The 15,590-nt window shown below is 42.5% G+C and carries 16 protein-coding genes; all 16 read left to right on the forward strand.

The window, feature by feature from the left end; all coding sequences use genetic code 11:
• The first annotated feature begins 105 nt into the window (after nt 1–105).
• Complete coding sequence (gene tgt, locus MAMMFC1_RS17615) at nt 106–1,218, forward strand: tRNA guanosine(34) transglycosylase Tgt (RefSeq protein ID WP_126309769.1); 1,113 nt, start codon at nt 106–108, stop codon at nt 1,216–1,218.
• 61 nt (nt 1,219–1,279) lie between these two features.
• Nucleotides 1,280–1,576, forward strand: a complete 297-nt coding sequence (yajC, locus tag MAMMFC1_RS17620; RefSeq protein ID WP_126309770.1) for a preprotein translocase subunit YajC — start codon at nt 1,280–1,282, stop codon at nt 1,574–1,576.
• Nucleotides 1,577–1,622: 46 nt separating this feature from the next.
• Nucleotides 1,623–2,228 (forward strand): 5-formyltetrahydrofolate cyclo-ligase, encoded by a 606-nt coding sequence (locus MAMMFC1_RS17625; RefSeq protein WP_126309771.1) that lies wholly within the window; start codon nt 1,623–1,625, stop codon nt 2,226–2,228.
• Nucleotides 2,229–2,304: 76 nt separating this feature from the next.
• Nucleotides 2,305–2,988, forward strand: coding sequence for an HD domain-containing protein (locus MAMMFC1_RS17630; RefSeq protein WP_126309772.1), 684 nt, complete (start codon nt 2,305–2,307; stop codon nt 2,986–2,988).
• A gap of 109 nt (nt 2,989–3,097) precedes the next feature.
• Nucleotides 3,098–4,303 (forward strand): protein translocase subunit SecD, encoded by a 1,206-nt coding sequence (secD, locus tag MAMMFC1_RS17635; RefSeq protein WP_126309773.1) that lies wholly within the window; start codon nt 3,098–3,100, stop codon nt 4,301–4,303.
• 14 nt (nt 4,304–4,317) lie between these two features.
• On the forward strand, nt 4,318–5,226 hold the full coding sequence (gene secF / locus MAMMFC1_RS17640) for a protein translocase subunit SecF (protein WP_126309774.1): 909 nt from the start codon (nt 4,318–4,320) through the stop codon (nt 5,224–5,226).
• Nucleotides 5,227–5,429: 203 nt separating this feature from the next.
• Nucleotides 5,430–5,867: a DUF456 family protein gene (locus tag MAMMFC1_RS17645; RefSeq protein ID WP_126310717.1), complete on the forward strand. Its 438-nt coding sequence runs from the start codon at nt 5,430–5,432 to the stop codon at nt 5,865–5,867.
• 197 nt (nt 5,868–6,064) lie between these two features.
• On the forward strand, nt 6,065–6,334 hold the full coding sequence (locus MAMMFC1_RS17650) for a LapA family protein (RefSeq protein ID WP_269471895.1): 270 nt from the start codon (nt 6,065–6,067) through the stop codon (nt 6,332–6,334).
• A gap of 77 nt (nt 6,335–6,411) precedes the next feature.
• Entirely contained in the window at nt 6,412–8,439 is a 2,028-nt protein-coding gene (recJ, locus tag MAMMFC1_RS17655) for a single-stranded-DNA-specific exonuclease RecJ (protein WP_126309775.1), read from the forward strand.
• A 49-nt stretch (nt 8,440–8,488) separates the two neighbouring features.
• Nucleotides 8,489–9,013 carry an adenine phosphoribosyltransferase gene (locus MAMMFC1_RS17660; protein WP_126309776.1) on the forward strand — a complete coding sequence of 175 codons (525 nt, stop codon included), beginning with the start codon at nt 8,489–8,491 and terminating at the stop codon, nt 9,011–9,013.
• Between the two features lie 39 nt (nt 9,014–9,052).
• Entirely contained in the window at nt 9,053–11,296 is a 2,244-nt protein-coding gene (locus MAMMFC1_RS17665; RefSeq protein WP_126309777.1) for a RelA/SpoT family protein, read from the forward strand.
• Nucleotides 11,296–11,745 carry a D-aminoacyl-tRNA deacylase gene (gene dtd, locus MAMMFC1_RS17670; RefSeq protein ID WP_126309778.1) on the forward strand — a complete coding sequence of 150 codons (450 nt, stop codon included), beginning with the start codon at nt 11,296–11,298 and terminating at the stop codon, nt 11,743–11,745. The genes MAMMFC1_RS17665 and dtd overlap by 1 nt, the downstream gene beginning before the upstream one ends.
• Nucleotides 11,746–11,768: 23 nt before the next feature.
• Entirely contained in the window at nt 11,769–12,389 is a 621-nt protein-coding gene (locus MAMMFC1_RS17675) for an MBL fold metallo-hydrolase (protein ID WP_126309779.1), read from the forward strand.
• 38 nt (nt 12,390–12,427) lie between these two features.
• Nucleotides 12,428–13,471 (forward strand): AI-2E family transporter, encoded by a 1,044-nt coding sequence (locus MAMMFC1_RS17680; protein ID WP_126309780.1) that lies wholly within the window; start codon nt 12,428–12,430, stop codon nt 13,469–13,471.
• Nucleotides 13,472–13,487: 16 nt separating this feature from the next.
• Entirely contained in the window at nt 13,488–13,937 is a 450-nt protein-coding gene (locus MAMMFC1_RS17685; protein ID WP_126309781.1) for a Fur family transcriptional regulator, read from the forward strand.
• Entirely contained in the window at nt 13,927–15,588 is a 1,662-nt protein-coding gene (gene hemZ, locus MAMMFC1_RS17690; RefSeq protein ID WP_232035509.1) for a coproporphyrinogen dehydrogenase HemZ, read from the forward strand. The genes MAMMFC1_RS17685 and hemZ overlap by 11 nt, the downstream gene beginning before the upstream one ends.
• The last annotated feature ends 2 nt before the right edge of the window (nt 15,589–15,590 follow it).

The raw sequence follows: 15,590 nt of genomic DNA on the forward strand, positions 1-15,590 counted from the left end.
AGGCCAGAACGGTTGAAGTGAGGACCGCAGGAGCAACGACGCAGATGGCGGTTTATAAGCAGTTCCCTGCTTAAAGAGTAAACCAAATCTTTTTTGGGGTGTTTTATGGCTATAACTTACGAATTAATAAAACGGTGTTCCCAAACGGGGGCACGAGTTGGAAAATTATACACTCCACATGGAGTTTTTGACACGCCTATTTTTATGCCCGTAGGAACGCAAGCTACAGTTAAGTCAATGTCGCCCCGGGAACTAAAAGACATGGGAACGGGTATAATTTTAAGCAATACCTATCATTTATATCTGCGACCTGGTCACCAGCTGATTGCCGAAGCGGGCGGACTGCACACGTTCATGCATTGGGACGGTGGAATTCTCACCGATAGCGGTGGCTTTCAGGTATTCAGCTTAGGCCCTTTACGGAAAATCACTGAAGATGGGGTTACTTTTCGTTCTCATATTGACGGATCCAAGCATTTTCTTTCACCGGAAAAAGCCACTGAGGTGCAAATGGCGCTGGGGGCGGATATCATCATGGCTTTTGACGAATGCGTCCCTTATCCCGCCGATTATGAATACGCCCGCCTTTCAACGGCGCGTACCAGCCGTTGGGCTGAACGTTGTAAAGCAGCGCATACCAGAAAAGATCAGGGGCTTTTCGGAATTGTTCAGGGAGGAATGCATAAGGATTTACGCCGCATAAGCGTTAGCGATCTGGTTTCCCTTGATTTTCCCGGATATGCCATTGGTGGCTTGAGCGTAGGTGAACCAAAGCCTTTAATGTATGAGATGCTGGCATATACCGTTCCTTTATTGCCGGAAAAAAAGCCAAGATATCTAATGGGTGTCGGCACCCCGGACTGTCTTGTGGAAGGCGTAATGTATGGCATTGATATGTTCGACTGCGTCTTTCCGACGAGGGTAGCCCGCAACGGAACGGTTATGACCAGTCGCGGCCGGCTGGTAGTAAAAAATGCTGAATATGCCCGCGATTTTCAGCCGATAGACCCCGATTGCGGGTGCTATACCTGCCGTAACTTTACGCGGGCATATATCCGTCATTTGTTAAAAGCGGAGGAGATATTTGGTCTCCGGTTGACAACAATTCACAACCTTTATTTCTTGCTAAGTTTTATGAAAAATATGCGAAAGGCGATTCTGGAAGATAAATTCTTGGCTTTCCGGGAAGAGTTTTGGTCGCATTATCGCCGGCAATAGAGGAATTCAGAAAAGTGCGTGGAATATATTGGCTGATATGCTAAATTAGGAGGTGAATATTTTGCCGGAGTTTTCTCCCGAGGTATTGCAAATGTTACAGGCATCATGGCCGATCGTATTAATGGGGGTTATCTTTTATTTTTTACTGTATCGTCCGCAAAAAAAGGAGCAGCAGCGTCGTCAGGAAATGCTGAGCAATCTAAAAAAAGGGGATCGTATTGTAACGATTGGTGGCGTTCATGGTACGATTACGGCTCTTACCGACAAGGTTGTCACCGTAAAAATTGCTGATAAAGTTGAGATTGTCGTCTCTCGTTCGGCAGTAAGCCATTATCAAAATCAAGATAAAAACACCTAGTACCGTGACGAACCATTTGCAACTATAATCAAAAGGAGTTGGCATAATGAATAGTAATGAATATCAGGAAGTAAATAAAGGCGCTAAAAAAGATTTGCGCAAAAAGCTTTTGGCTATCAGGCGCAGCATGACTCGTGAGGAAATCGCCTCAGGCAGCGACAAGCTGGCTGAGCATTTGTTCAAGTGGCCGCAGTATCAAGCAGCCAGGAATATCATGTTATATCTGGCCATGCCTGACGAACCCCACATGGATAAGGTCATTGCCCATGCGCTGGCCGGAGGCAAAACCGTCTGCGTGCCGCACATGTATGAAACCCGCGGGTTGATGGATGCAGCCATTATTCAAAATTTGGACGATTTGGTAGTGGGACAGTTCGATTTACTTGTACCTAATCCGGCGACCCTTAAAATTTTGGATCCTAGCGATCTTGACCTGATTATTGTGCCTGGTGTAGCGTATGATCGCGCCGGCCGACGCCTCGGAATGGGGGCAGGTTACTATGACCGGTTTTTGCTTCGGGCTTCAAAGTCTGAATTGATCGGCGCAGCATGGGCTGCTCAAATATTGGACTCTGTACCGGTTGATGAACATGACCGCCCGGTAAATTATTTACTTACCGAAGAAGGCATATTGAATTGCGGTAAAAGCTGAGTAACTTTTATGTTTAGTTTTCGGTATGGTAAGGGTATTACTATAGTGTATTGCATTATTTTATATGGAGGGTGTAATGGTGCAAGTCACTTCTGTAGAACCAATTACCATCGCCGATTTAAAAACAGATTATGAGGTATCTGTATATCTTACCCGCAGTACGAAGTATTTGAAACGTCTTGGTTTTACCGAACATGGGTTGAGGCATGCCGGTTTGGTGTCTGCTCTTGCCTATAAGGTATTACAGGAACTTGGGTTTCCGTCGCGTGACTGTGAACTTGCGGCAATAGCCGGTTATCTTCATGATATAGCCAACATGATCAACCGTTATAACCATGGGGGATACGGGGCCGTAATGGCTTATAATTTGCTTACCCGCCACGGGATGATACCTGAAGAAATTGCTTTAGTAATATCCGCTATCGGGAACCATGAAGAAGAACGAGGTAACGCGGTCAATCATGTTGCCGCCGCATTAATACTGGCTGACAAATCGGATGTACATCGCACCAGAGTTACTAATACTGATTTCGCCAAGTTTGAAATTCACGATCGGGTCAACTATGCTGTTGAAAGCAGTAAATTATTGATTGATCGAGATATACGTAATATTACGTTAAAATTGAATATTGATACGAAAATATGTCCAGTCATGGAGTATTTTGAAATCTTTTTGCTACGCATGATTATGTGTCGACGGGCTGCGGAATTTTTAGAATGCCGGTTTAAACTTGTCATCAACGAGAATGAGCTGCTGTAATGGAATTTGCACTATCATCAGACTAGTCTCTTTGTTGACGGTAATTTGCTTACCGGATATAATTAATTCGTTCCGAAATATGTAAACACATAGATTGGGGGAGAAATATTTGAGATGGGGTAATTTGACCAGGTTTTTGTTAGTGGTCATAGCTATACTGGTTGTCGCCGGCTATTATATGTTACCCTTGGCCCTTTCTATCAAACAAGGGCTTGATTTGCAGGGAGGCACCCATATTATATTAGAAGCATCCGATACACCGGAAGCAAAGGTTGACGAGGATGCCATGCAACGGGTAAAGCAAATAATTGAGCACAGGATAAATGAACTGGGACTTACCGAGCCGCTTGTTCAACGGGAGAGTGACAGGCGGCTTATCGTCGAACTTCCCGGGGTCAAAGATCCTGAGAAAGCAATTGAACTATTGGGCAAAACAGCGCTTTTGGAATTCCAGGATGAAAGCGGCGCTGTGGTGCTGACCGGCAAAGATCTAAAAGATGCCAGAGCGCATATTGATCAAAGGAAACAAAATTTGGTTGACATTGAGTTCTCGGACGAAGGGGCAAAGAAGTTTGCCGACCTGACAGCCAAAAATGTCGGTAAACATATTTCTATTCTTTTAGATAAGCAAGTATTGACCAGTCCGGTTGTTCAGGAAGCCATACCAAACGGCAAAGCTGTCATCACCGGTAACAGAAGTATTGAAGAAGCGGAAAGACTGGCAATTCTTCTAAGGTCGGGCGCGCTGCCTGTTAAAGTTGACATTCTGGAAACGAGGACAGTGGGACCGACTTTAGGACAGGATTCCAAAGATAAAAGCATCCAGGCCTTTATGATCGGCATTGCCGCCATTGTTGTTTTTATGCTGCTGTTTTACCGGCTGTCCGGTTTTGTGGCCAATGTAGCGCTGATACTATACGTATTGCTCTTGCTTGTTTCTCTCAAAATGCTTAATGCCACCTTAACATTACCCGGCATTGCCGGCATTATCTTATCAATGGGTATGGCCGTTGATGCCAACGTATTAATTTTCGAACGTTTTAAAGAAGAATACCGGGCCGGGAAAACCCTGCGGACGGCGATGGATGCAGGCTTTCACCGGGCTTTTGCCACAATTCTGGATTCAAACGTGACAACCTTGATTGCCGCAGTAGTATTATTTTTCCTGGGTTCAGGCGCAATTAAAGGATTTGCCATAACTTTGGGACTGGGGATAATACTCAGTATGTTTACGGCAATCACAGCTACCCGCTATATACTTAAAATGTTTATTCAGGCGAATGTAATAAAAAATGGCAAATTATTTGGGGCTTAGGAGGTGGAGAGAATATGAAATTTGATATTGTTGGCAAACGATACTGGTGGTTTTTGCTCTCCACCCTAGTATTAATTCCCGGTATTATCTCCATTTTTGTGCAAGGATTCAATCTGGGGATTGATTTTACCGGCGGAACCCTATTGGATTTGAAATTCGCCCGGCCGGTCACTGTTGCGGAAATACGGGAGGCTATGAAAGAACATAATTTGGAGAATAGCACAATTCAGCTGGCTGCTACCGGACAAACGGAAGCATCACCAAACGTATTTGTCAGAACAAAGGTGTTATCGGAAGAAGAGCGTAAAGACGTACTAAAAAGTCTGGAAACCAAACTGGGAGCCTTTGAGATATTAAGAGTTGAAAAGGTTGGGGCCGTTATCGGTTCTGAGCTTACCACACAGGCTTTATTAGCGCTTCTTGCCTCTTGGGTTTTGATAATAATTTATATTACCTACCGGTTTGAATTTAAGTTTGCAGTTTCCGGAATTCTCGCCCTGATACACGACGTCCTTGTGGTTTTAGGTATTTTCTCCCTACTGCAAATAGAAATTGATGCTTCCTTCGTTGCGGCTGTTCTAACAATCGTCGGCTATTCCATCAACGACACAATCGTTATCTTCGACCGAATTAGGGAAAACCTGAAAACGTACCGTAAAGGAGAAGGATTTCAAGAATTGGTCAATCGCAGCATCTGGCAGACCATGACTCGATCAATCTATACCGCGCTCACCGTACTATTTGCTACAGCTTCTCTTTATTTTTTCGGCGGCGAAAGTACAAAAAACTTTTCGCTTGCACTTTTAATCGGTGTCACCAGCGGTGCGTATTCATCTATATTCAATGCCAGTCCAATATGGGTTACCTGGAAAGAATATGATGAAAAAAAGCGTATTGAAATGAAAACGAAAGGTGTTAAATAATAAATAATAATAATGATGATGATGATGATGATAAATTTTTGGACTGGGCTTCCAGTCCTTTTATTTTCCGACTCGCTATCTGATCCTGTTATCTGTGTATTTTTTTACATAAACAAAGCTTAAAGAAAACAAAATAAAAAGGCGATAAATCTGGAAATGAGGTTACTTTTGTGTTGCTAATTAAATTTCTTGTCGTACTGATTATGCTGCTAGGCCTCATATGTACCCTGACTCATAAATTTCCCGGGACGCTCATCATTTTGGCCGGTGTTTTTATCTATGATGTCGTTACAAATTTTCTGCCGCTGGATAGCAGGATTGTCACAACTGTTATATTGCTGGCAATAACAGCGGAAGTGGGCGGTAGATTATTGCGCATATATCTAACCAAAGGCTACGAAATTTCTAAGGAATTTAGTATTAACAGTTTAGTAGCGCAGTCGGGAGGTATTGTTGCGTGTGACGCTCTGCTGGGTCCAACAATAGGATTGATTCTTTGGGAATTTATTATCGGTAAAACTTTTTTACCTCGGGTAGATACAATTTCAACAATATTGTTCCGGCTTGCCTGTGTTGCATTTTTTCGATTCCTATGCGGCTTAATAATGATTATTTTAATTCTAAAATATCTAATTATATAAAAGATATAAGAAAACAGGCTTTCCTCAAGAACGACTGTAGCGCCTGTTTTCTTTTGTTTATATTTTGGATGTTATTGTACAAAATAAAGGATTATTATGCAAGGGGCGAGAATATTAGGTGAAAACGGCGGCATTACGGCATTGCGGAGGTGGGTAACTTGCAATATTTATTACTTGCTTTCTTATTCGCTCTCTTAGTGTCTGTTTTCGCAGTCCAGAACTCATTCCCCGTGACGGTTAGTTTTTTTGCCTGGAGCTTTCAGACGTCACTTGTAATTCTAATTCTTGCCGCGGCAATTTTTGGGGTATTGACCGTATTGTCATTGGTTATGCCTGTACAATTTCGATTGCAGCGCAGATTGCACCAAAGCAAACAATTGCAGAAAGATCTCGAAATAGAAAATGAGAAACTCCGAATTCAACTGGCAAAAGAACTCAGTAAGTTTACAGGCAACCAAACGGAGTAATGGCGGAAAGATTGCAAAAATGGTTTGATTGTACTAAAATTATTTCAATGCGATATGTTCGGAGGTAATCACATGACATGGGCAGGGTAAAGAAATCTTGGCGATTGCTTCCTGTAAAAGATGAATTAGCAAGCAAGTTGAGTCAAGAGTTGAACATATCAGAATTTATAGCCAAAGCGCTAATTAACCGCGGTATAGAAAACTATTCGGCAGCTAAAGAATTTTTATATGCCGGCGAAGATCATTTATCAGATCCTTTGCTGTTAAAAGATATGGAGACGGCGGTAAAACGTATAGTCCGTGCCATTGAACTGAAAGAAAAAATAACAGTATATGGAGACTATGACGTGGATGGCATCACGTGCTGCGCCATTGTCTGTAAAACATTTAAACGCTTGGGAGCTGACATAGAATACTATATCCCCGATCGTCAGAATGAGGGATACGGCTTAAATGGAACTGCATTGGATTCTTTGATAGATACGGGAACTAAACTGGTTATAACTGTGGATTGTGGTATAAGTGCAACTTGTGAAGTGGAGAGAGTTCGCCAAAAACTTGATATTATTATTACTGATCACCACCAACCGCCATTACGGCTTCCTCCCGCCTATGCAGTAATTAATCCGAAGCAGAGCGGGTGTACCTATCCTGAAAAAAACTTGGCGGGAGTAGGAGTTGCCTTTAAGCTTTGTCAAGCACTATGGCAGCATTATCATGGGAATACCCACTTGCTATTGGAGCTTGTCGATATTGTAGCTTTAGGTACCATCGCTGATATTGTTCCGCTGACAGGTGAAAACCGGCTATTAGTCAAGCTCGGATTACAACAGCTTACAAAAACGACCAACGTCGGTTTAACAGCATTGATTAACGTCTGTGGTCTGGCAGGCAAAAATATCGATAGCGGCAACATAGGGTTTCTTATCGCCCCCCGTTTAAACGCTGCTGGCAGGATTAGTCATGCCAATATAGGGGTAGAACTTTTAATAACGAAAGATGCGCAAGAAGCAGAGAAACTGGCTATAATGTTAAATGATGAGAATGTTGCGCGCCAGGCCATTGAAAAAGATATTACCGCTAAAGCGGAAGAGCAGTTGAAAAGTATAAATATACCCGAAGCCAAAGTGCTGGTACTCGCGGGAGAAGAATGGCATCCCGGCGTCATCGGTATTGTCGCGTCTCGTTTGGTAGAAAAATATTACCGTCCGGTGATCATGATCAGTGTTCGCGATGGCATCGGCAAGGGCTCTTGCCGCAGCATTCCGGCTTTTGATATGTATTCTGCTCTCAGCCAATGCCAGAATATATTAATACAATTTGGTGGTCACCATCAGGCTGCAGGGCTAACAATAGCTGCTTCCCTAATTGGTGAATTGAAAGAGCAAATGAGCGCAATTGCTTCCCAGACTTTAACAGTTGATGATTATATCCCTATTTTAAATATTGATTCCCTTGTACCCTTTGAAGAAATTACGGATGCTTTTGTTGAACAATTAGCCTGTTTGGCTCCCCATGGTTACGGCAATCCCAACCCTGTATTTATTTGTGAGGAATTAGTTTTGGCGGATAAGCGGGTGATTGGCCGGACCGGGCGTCATTTAAAGCTGTTAGTGAAGAAATATGATAAAGCCAATGATGTTATCGTTTGGAACTTAGGTGAACTTATTAATGATTTTCAATGCAACAAAAATATCGATGTAGTTTTTTATCCAAAATATAATGTCTGGCAAGGGGAAAAAAATATACAACTATTGGCTCACGACGTCCGGATAAGTAAATCTGCTTCTCCCCTTAGTGAAAAGCCCAGCTCTCATCCGATTGACCGCAGCCTAATCGCAAAAATATATCTGTTACTAAAAAAATTATGTCAAAACAGTCGGCCAATTAAGTTGAGCAGCAGCTTTTTTACCAATTGGTTCCAGGAACAATGTAATATCATAATTGATTTGCCGAGTGTTGAACTATCGCTAACTGTATTGCAGGAACTTAACTTGATCAAGTATGAATTAAGAAACAACTTATATTATGTTTGTCTCCAGCCTGTTCCGCCCCGAAAGCTTAATTTGAATGAATCGGCTACATACCGCGAGTATCGAGTATAAAAATCAAGGTCCGCAGTGAATGGATAAAGACAAACCGGGAGGGTTGCACATGTGTTTTGACTTTAGTGAAAAAATCCGTACTGTTTCTAATTTCCCCCATGAGGGAATCCAGTTTATAGATATAACTACTTTACTAAAAGACGGCAATGCTTTCCATATGGCGATTGATTCTCTGGCTAAGGTATTTCAGGATAAAGATATTGATATTGTGGTGGGTCCGGAAGCAAGAGGCTTTGCCGTGGGTGCACCGGTTGCCTACGCTTTAGGAGCTGGTTTTGTTCCCGTACGCAAACCTGGTAAATTGCCGGCCGAGACACTTCGTCTGGAATATTCTTTAGAGTATGGAAAAGATGTTTTAGAGATACACAAAGATGCTATTGAGCCTGGAAACAAAGTACTCATTGTGGATGATTTGCTGGCAACCGGCGGTACTACTTTGGCGACGGTAAAAATGGTTGAAATTTTAGGCGGCAAAGTCGTAGGACTTGCATTTCTTATTGAACTTGAATTCTTACATGGACGTCAAGTATTACCAGGTTATGATATTACGTCATTGGTAAAGTATTCAGACTAACTATTCGCTACTATAAATGCACCAGTTTTGAGGTGGGTCATGGGCAATGAGAATAATGAAAATAACGAAAATGAGGCTAAAAAGGAGAGAATACCAAACGTTGACGGCCTATTAGATAAAATTCAAATTTATCAACCAGATGCGCCAATTGATTTGGTTGTAAAAGCATATGAATTTGCCTGCCAGGCTCATACCGGTCAGTTAAGGGTTTCCGGCGAAGCATATATTTGTCACCCAATAGGGATAGCCCACATTTTAGCTGATTTACAAATTGATGCCGTTACAATAAGTGCAAGCCTTCTTCATGATGTAGTGGAGGACACTACAGTTACTCTTGAACAGTTGGAAAAAGAATTCGGCAAAGAAATTGCAATGCTTGTTGACGGAGTAACCAAACTTAGCCGAATTGAGTATAAGTCCAAGGAAGAACAACAACTTGAAAACTATCGCAAGATGTTTCTGGCCATGGCTAAGGACATTCGCGTCGTATTAATCAAGTTGGCAGATCGTTTGCATAATATGCAGACATTGAAATTCATGGCGCCCCATAAGCAGCAGGAAATTGCCAGAGAGACCCTTGAAATATTTGCACCATTAGCTAACCGCTTAGGAATTTCAAGTATAAAATGGGAGCTGGAAGATCTCTCTTTTCGATTTTTAGAACCGGACAACTATTACAAGCTGGTAGAGCAGGTTAAACAGAAGCGTAAAGAAAGAGAAGCGATCATTACCGACGCAATCCAGCTTATGTCTGAGCGCCTGGAAGCTGTTGGCATAAAAGCGGAAATACAGGGGCGTCCCAAACATTTTTATAGTATTTATAAAAAGATGAAAAAAAACCACAAACAAGACGTAAGCGAAATTTATGACTTGTCCGCGATTCGAGTTATTGTGGAAACCGTTAAAGATTGTTATGGCGCCCTCGGGATTGTTCATACTCTTTGGAAACCATTGCCTGGGCGATTTAAGGATTATATTGCCATGCCCAAGTCTAATATGTACCAGTCATTACATACAACGGTTATCGGGCAGTCCGGCCAGCCTCTCGAAATTCAAATACGAACGTATGAGATGCACCGGATTTCCGAATATGGCATTGCCGCTCACTGGCGTTATAAGGAAGGCGGTAAAGGCGGCAGCAAAGATTTCGATCAAAAATTGTCCTGGCTCCGCCAGTTGCTGGACTGGCATAAGGATATACGCGATCCGCGAGAATTTATTGAAACAGTCAAGTTAGATGTTTTTGCCGACGAGGTATTTGTTTTTACTCCCAAAGGTGATGTGCTTGACTTACCCGCCGGATCGGTGCCTATTGACTTTGCTTATCGTGTCCATACAGATGTGGGACATCGTTGTGTTGGCGCGAAAGTTAATGGTAAAATCGTACCGCTTGAGTACAAACTGGTAAACGGCGATATAGTTGAAGTCATAACTTCCAAGCAAAGTAACGGACCTAGCCGGGATTGGTTAAATGTAGTCGGGTCTTCCGAAACTAGGAACAAGATTCGACAATGGTTTAAAAAAGAAAAACGGGAGGAAAACATCGCCAAAGGCCAGGAAATGATCGAACGGGAAAGCAAGAAGCTCGGTTATGATTGGCGGGAACTTATTAAGGGCGATGGGCTCCATGAAGTTGCGAAAAAAACAAATATCGCCAGTGCGGATGATCTTTTGGCGGCACTAGGGTACGGTGGTGTCACTCTTCATGGAGTAATGACGAAACTTATCGAAGCCTATAAAAAAGAAATTAAAAAAGAGACGCCGCCGGATATTTCCGCTGTTTTAGCTGAATTAAAGCCTAAACGCACCAAGAGTAAGGCCAGTCATGGAATACTGGTAAAAGGCGAATCCGGCTTAATGGTGCGACTGGCCAGATGTTGCAATCCTTTGCCTGGAGATGAGATTGTCGGTTATATAACCAGAGGCCGAGGCGTCTCGGTACATCGTGCCGACTGCCCGAACATTCTAAATAATCCTGAAGAATATGAGCGTATGATAGAAGTGAGTTGGGATTTGACCGGCAATAGCTTATATAAAGTATCCATTGAAATTGTCGGTATGGATCGCTCCAATCTTTTATCCGATATCATGATGATTACCGCCGATTCCAAGGTAAGTGTCACTTCGTTGAATGCCAGAGTGCAGAAAAATAAAACTGTGGTTATTAATATAGATTTGGATATAGCTAACTTATTGCAACTGGAATACATTATGACGAAGATGCGGCGAGTTGTGGATGTTTATAATGTGCACCGAACCACGCAGACAGGAGGGGTTGGATAATGCGGGCGGTAGTTCAGCGGACCGACCAAGCCAGTGTGACTGTCGATGGTCAGATTATTGCCGGAATTAAGCAAGGATTAACGGTTTTTTTAGGCATAGGGCAGGGGGATACTGAGCAGGATGCCATTTATCTGGCGGAAAAAATTGTTAATTTGCGCATTTTTCCTGATGAGGCGGGCAAAATGAATTTATCCCTTAAAGATGTTCAGGGTGACATATTAGTGATTTCCCAGTTCACCCTGTTTGGGGATTGCCGCAAGGGAAGACGTCCCGGGTTTGATGGCGCTGCACCGCCATTGGAAGCGAAAGCGCTGTATGAAAAATTCTCGGAGCTTTGCCGTCAAATGGGGGTTAACGCTTTATGCGGACAGTTCCAAGCAGAAATGCTGGTGCATCTTACCAATCATGGTCCTGTTACCATGTTACTTGACAGCAAACGTACTTTTTAGCAATAAGGAGTTGGTGAATACATATGAAAATATTTAAAATGGAGGTCGGACAGATTGGAACCAATTGTTACATTCTTTGCTGCGAAGATACCTTAGAGGCAGCAGTTATAGATCCGGGGGGAGATGCCGAAGAAATTATTGCCGTAATAAACCGTGAAAAACTTAATGTAAAGTATATTATTAATACGCATGGCCATGCAGATCATATAGCTGCAAATTCAAGGATAAAGTCCGTGACAGGTGCTGCTGTCCTTATTCACGCTGACGATGCGGATATGTTGACTAGCGCTCAGTTGAATCTATCTCTATACATTGGAGCAGGCATCACCTGTGAGCCGGCAGACAAACTGCTCAATGACGGCGACAACATCGGGATTGGTCATAGCAAAATTAAGGTAATTCATACTCCTGGACATACCCCGGGCGGAATATGCCTGCTTGTGGAAGATACACTATTCGCCGGTGACACCTTGTTTGCTGAATCTGTCGGTAGAACGGATTTCCCCGGAGGATCTCATAGTCAGCTGATTCAAAACATCAAAAATAAGCTGCTGACTCTGCCGGATGAGATTAAAGTGTTGCCGGGCCATGGACCTGCCACTACGATAGGACGGGAACGTAAAATGAATCCGTTTATCCAGTAATACCAGAATACCGGGAGATGATGGTAAGGATGATAAGGATGACTAAATCCCCTGCAGTTTGGATTAAAGTCGGTGTTTTGCTTGCGGGATTATACTTTCTAAGTCAAGTATCTTCCATTTACCTGCCTGTTATTTTGGCAATGGTCCTGTCTTTTGTGTTAAATCCATTGGTTAATAAGATCGCGGGCATTCCCATAGGATCTGCAAAGTATAGAATACCCCGCGGAGTAGCTATATTGATTGCTTTTGTAATTGCAGGTTTGATACTTTCGGTAATTGTCACTTTTGTTCTGTTTCCTTTCGTTCAGGAATTTAATAAATTAGTAGTGGATTTACCGACTTTGATTGATAAAATAAAAAATGTTACAACACTAATCGGAGAAAGGGCCAGTAATGTTCAACTGTCTGGAAATGCCAGGGGTCCGATTGAACATGCTTTTTCCAGTGCTGCCGCCTATGGTGTAAGCCTATTACACAGTATGGTAAATGCAGTATTGAATTTTGCCTCTCAAATTGTTGAATTGGTTGTTGTCCCTGTATTAACTTATTATTTTCTCCGGGACTGGCGTGAGATTAAAGGGGGGGTTGTAGCGATATTTCCCTCTGCTATGCGGGATAAAGTGAGCACCATAATTGAAGAAATGGCCACAGTCATCAGCAACTATATACGGGGACAGGTTCTTATCAGTGTTTTAATGGGTCTGCTTGTTTTTAGCGGTTTGTACCTTTTGAAAGTTGACTATCCTGTAGTTTTGGGACTGCTGGCGACATTAACCGAAACAATTCCGATTATTGGTCCGATTATAGGTGCGGTACCGGCAGTTATTCTTGCTTATATCATATCTCCAGCTCTGGCTGTTAAGGCTGCAATTTTTTATATCGCCATCCATCAGATTGAAAACCACGTGGTTGTGCCAAATATTATGGGGCATACCATCGAATTGCATCCTGTAATTATTATTATAAGTTTATTGGTTGGTGGACAATTGGCTGGAATCGCCGGCATGATTTTGGCGGTTCCCGTCACAGCCCTTTTGCGTGTATTATTGAAACACCTATGGAATTATGAAGATAATATGTAAAGACAGGTGACAGTGTATGATAATCGACATGACCGGTTTGCGGCAAAAATTGCGGGAACGCCAGTATAAAGTGACTCCGCAACGACAAATCATATTACAAATTTTTCTGGATAATCAGGACAAGCATTTAAGTGCTGAGGATATCCATAATATTGTCCGGGATCAATCGAATGATATCGGCCTGGCAACAGTATATCGCACCCTGGAACTTTTAAGTGAACTGGAAGTTTTGCAAAAAATAGATTTTGGTGACGGTCGCAGCCGTTACGAGATTAATGAGACAAGTACCCCCCATCACCATCATCACCTTATTTGCCTTTCCTGTGGTAAGGTAATTGAATTTGAAGAGGACTTACTTGAGAATTTGGAAAACTCAATTGCCCAAAACAGCAATTTTACAATTGTCGATCACCAGGTAAAATTCTACGGCCACTGCCAGGAGTGCAGTTTAAAAAGTGAACATTAAGCACTATATTTTATCAACATCTAATAAGGAAGTAACGACGGCGGTAGATGATGTGATGACTTTGTTCAAAGTTACTGCTATCGAACCGGGTCATCCAGCGAACATTTATGATAATGTCTCCCCCGAATGCGTTTTAGTGGAAGTTGGGATAACATATGGTGATCAGGATAAAGATACCGTAAAAATTTCTATTTATTACCATAAAAGTATCGCTGATAACAGCATGGCTTTGCGGAGAACAGACCCAGCTGGAAGTCCCGTTCTTTCGTCTAATACATTTAATATTTCACCTAATATATATTGCCATTCGGCGGAATTATCGGCAAAAACAGCATCAAATGAAGGAACTGTTGACAACATAAGCATAATTAAACGTCTAACCAAACGTGGAGTATTAGAGTTCATGCGCAATATCACCGGGATCAACCCCAGTCCTTGGGGTATCTTGCGTGGGGTCAGGCCGACAAAAATCGTTCACCGGTTATTAGATCAAGGTTTTGGCAGTAAAGATATTATTGATATATTAACGGGTGATTACGCTTTGCATTTAAACAAAGCCAAACTTGTCACTGGCATTGCCCGGCATCAGCGCCAATACTTAAGTGTTGAAAACGTTCATGACCTAGGAAAAGCTGTTAGTCTTTACATAAGTGTCCCATTTTGTCCCACACGATGTTTATACTGTTCCTTTCCCGCCCATACGCTGCCGAAAGATAAAGAACAACTTGCCGCCTACATGAGAGCTGTTAGGACAGACATTAACGCTGCAGCTAAATTAATAAGTAAATTTGGCCTGTCAGTAGAAACTGTCTACATCGGCGGCGGAACACCCACAAGTCTTCCGGCCGATGATTTGGCTGCCTTGCTTACCATGACCAAAGAAGCTTATACTTCTGCCAATACAATTGAATTTACAGTGGAAGCAGGACGCCCTGACAGTTTAGATGATGCAAAAATAGCAACTTTGCGAGATTATGGCGTTACCCGGGTAAGTATTAATCCTCAGACAATGCAGGAAAAAACCTTGCAACATCTTGGACGCAGGCATACCGTCCAAGATATAATAGATACGTTCGAAAAAATTCGCCGTACACAAATTCCGGTAATCAATATGGATGTAATCGCCGGACTACCGGGCGAAAGCGAAACGGATATGGAAAACACCATGCACCAGCTTTCCCGGCTGGGACCCGAAAACATTACTGTCCATACGTTAGCCATAAAACGAGGGTCACTTCTAAAATCTTCATTATCATCTATGTCATCTATGTCGGAAAAGGTCCAAGTGGACCTGCCGGATGAAGAAACGACAAACAATATGCTGGCAATTGCCGCTGATTATACGGCCAAGATGAACATGCATCCTTATTATTTATATAGACAAAAGTATATGACCGGTAATTTGGAAAACGTAGGTTACGCCAAAAAAGGCAACGATTGCCTTTATAACATTCGGATCATGGAGGAGAGGCAGACTATTATCGGTATTGGACCGGCGGCCGGAACCAAAGCGGTAAATACGGTAAACTGGCGACTGCAAAGTTGTTATAATCCCAAAGATGTTAATACATATATTAATAACTTAAATATCTATCTGCAAGAAAGAAATACATTGCTTACCAGATTATTTGGCGATTTGAAAGGGGAATAGAA

The sequence above is a fragment of the Methylomusa anaerophila genome (assembly GCF_003966895.1).
In the GTDB taxonomy this organism is placed as follows: Bacteria; Bacillota; Negativicutes; order Sporomusales; family Sporomusaceae; genus Methylomusa; species Methylomusa anaerophila.

What these genes read in the sequence shown, in the direction of transcription:
- MAMMFC1_RS17625 (WP_126309771.1), top strand. Translation starts at nt 1,623, where the DNA reads ATGAATAGTAATGAATATCAGGAAGTAAATAAAGGCGCTAAAAAAGAT.
- MAMMFC1_RS17645 (WP_126310717.1), top strand. Translation starts at nt 5,430, where the DNA reads ATGCTGCTAGGCCTCATATGTACCCTGACTCATAAATTTCCCGGGACG.
- secF (WP_126309774.1), top strand. Translation starts at nt 4,318, where the DNA reads ATGAAATTTGATATTGTTGGCAAACGATACTGGTGGTTTTTGCTCTCC.
- tgt (WP_126309769.1), top strand. Translation starts at nt 106, where the DNA reads ATGGCTATAACTTACGAATTAATAAAACGGTGTTCCCAAACGGGGGCA.
- MAMMFC1_RS17665 (WP_126309777.1), top strand. Translation starts at nt 9,053, where the DNA reads ATGGGCAATGAGAATAATGAAAATAACGAAAATGAGGCTAAAAAGGAG.
- MAMMFC1_RS17660 (WP_126309776.1), top strand. Translation starts at nt 8,489, where the DNA reads ATGTGTTTTGACTTTAGTGAAAAAATCCGTACTGTTTCTAATTTCCCC.
- MAMMFC1_RS17685 (WP_126309781.1), top strand. Translation starts at nt 13,488, where the DNA reads ATGATAATCGACATGACCGGTTTGCGGCAAAAATTGCGGGAACGCCAG.
- recJ (WP_126309775.1), top strand. Translation starts at nt 6,412, where the DNA reads ATGGGCAGGGTAAAGAAATCTTGGCGATTGCTTCCTGTAAAAGATGAA.
- MAMMFC1_RS17675 (WP_126309779.1), top strand. Translation starts at nt 11,769, where the DNA reads ATGAAAATATTTAAAATGGAGGTCGGACAGATTGGAACCAATTGTTAC.
- MAMMFC1_RS17680 (WP_126309780.1), top strand. Translation starts at nt 12,428, where the DNA reads ATGACTAAATCCCCTGCAGTTTGGATTAAAGTCGGTGTTTTGCTTGCG.
- MAMMFC1_RS17630 (WP_126309772.1), top strand. Translation starts at nt 2,305, where the DNA reads ATGGTGCAAGTCACTTCTGTAGAACCAATTACCATCGCCGATTTAAAA.
- dtd (WP_126309778.1), top strand. Translation starts at nt 11,296, where the DNA reads ATGCGGGCGGTAGTTCAGCGGACCGACCAAGCCAGTGTGACTGTCGAT.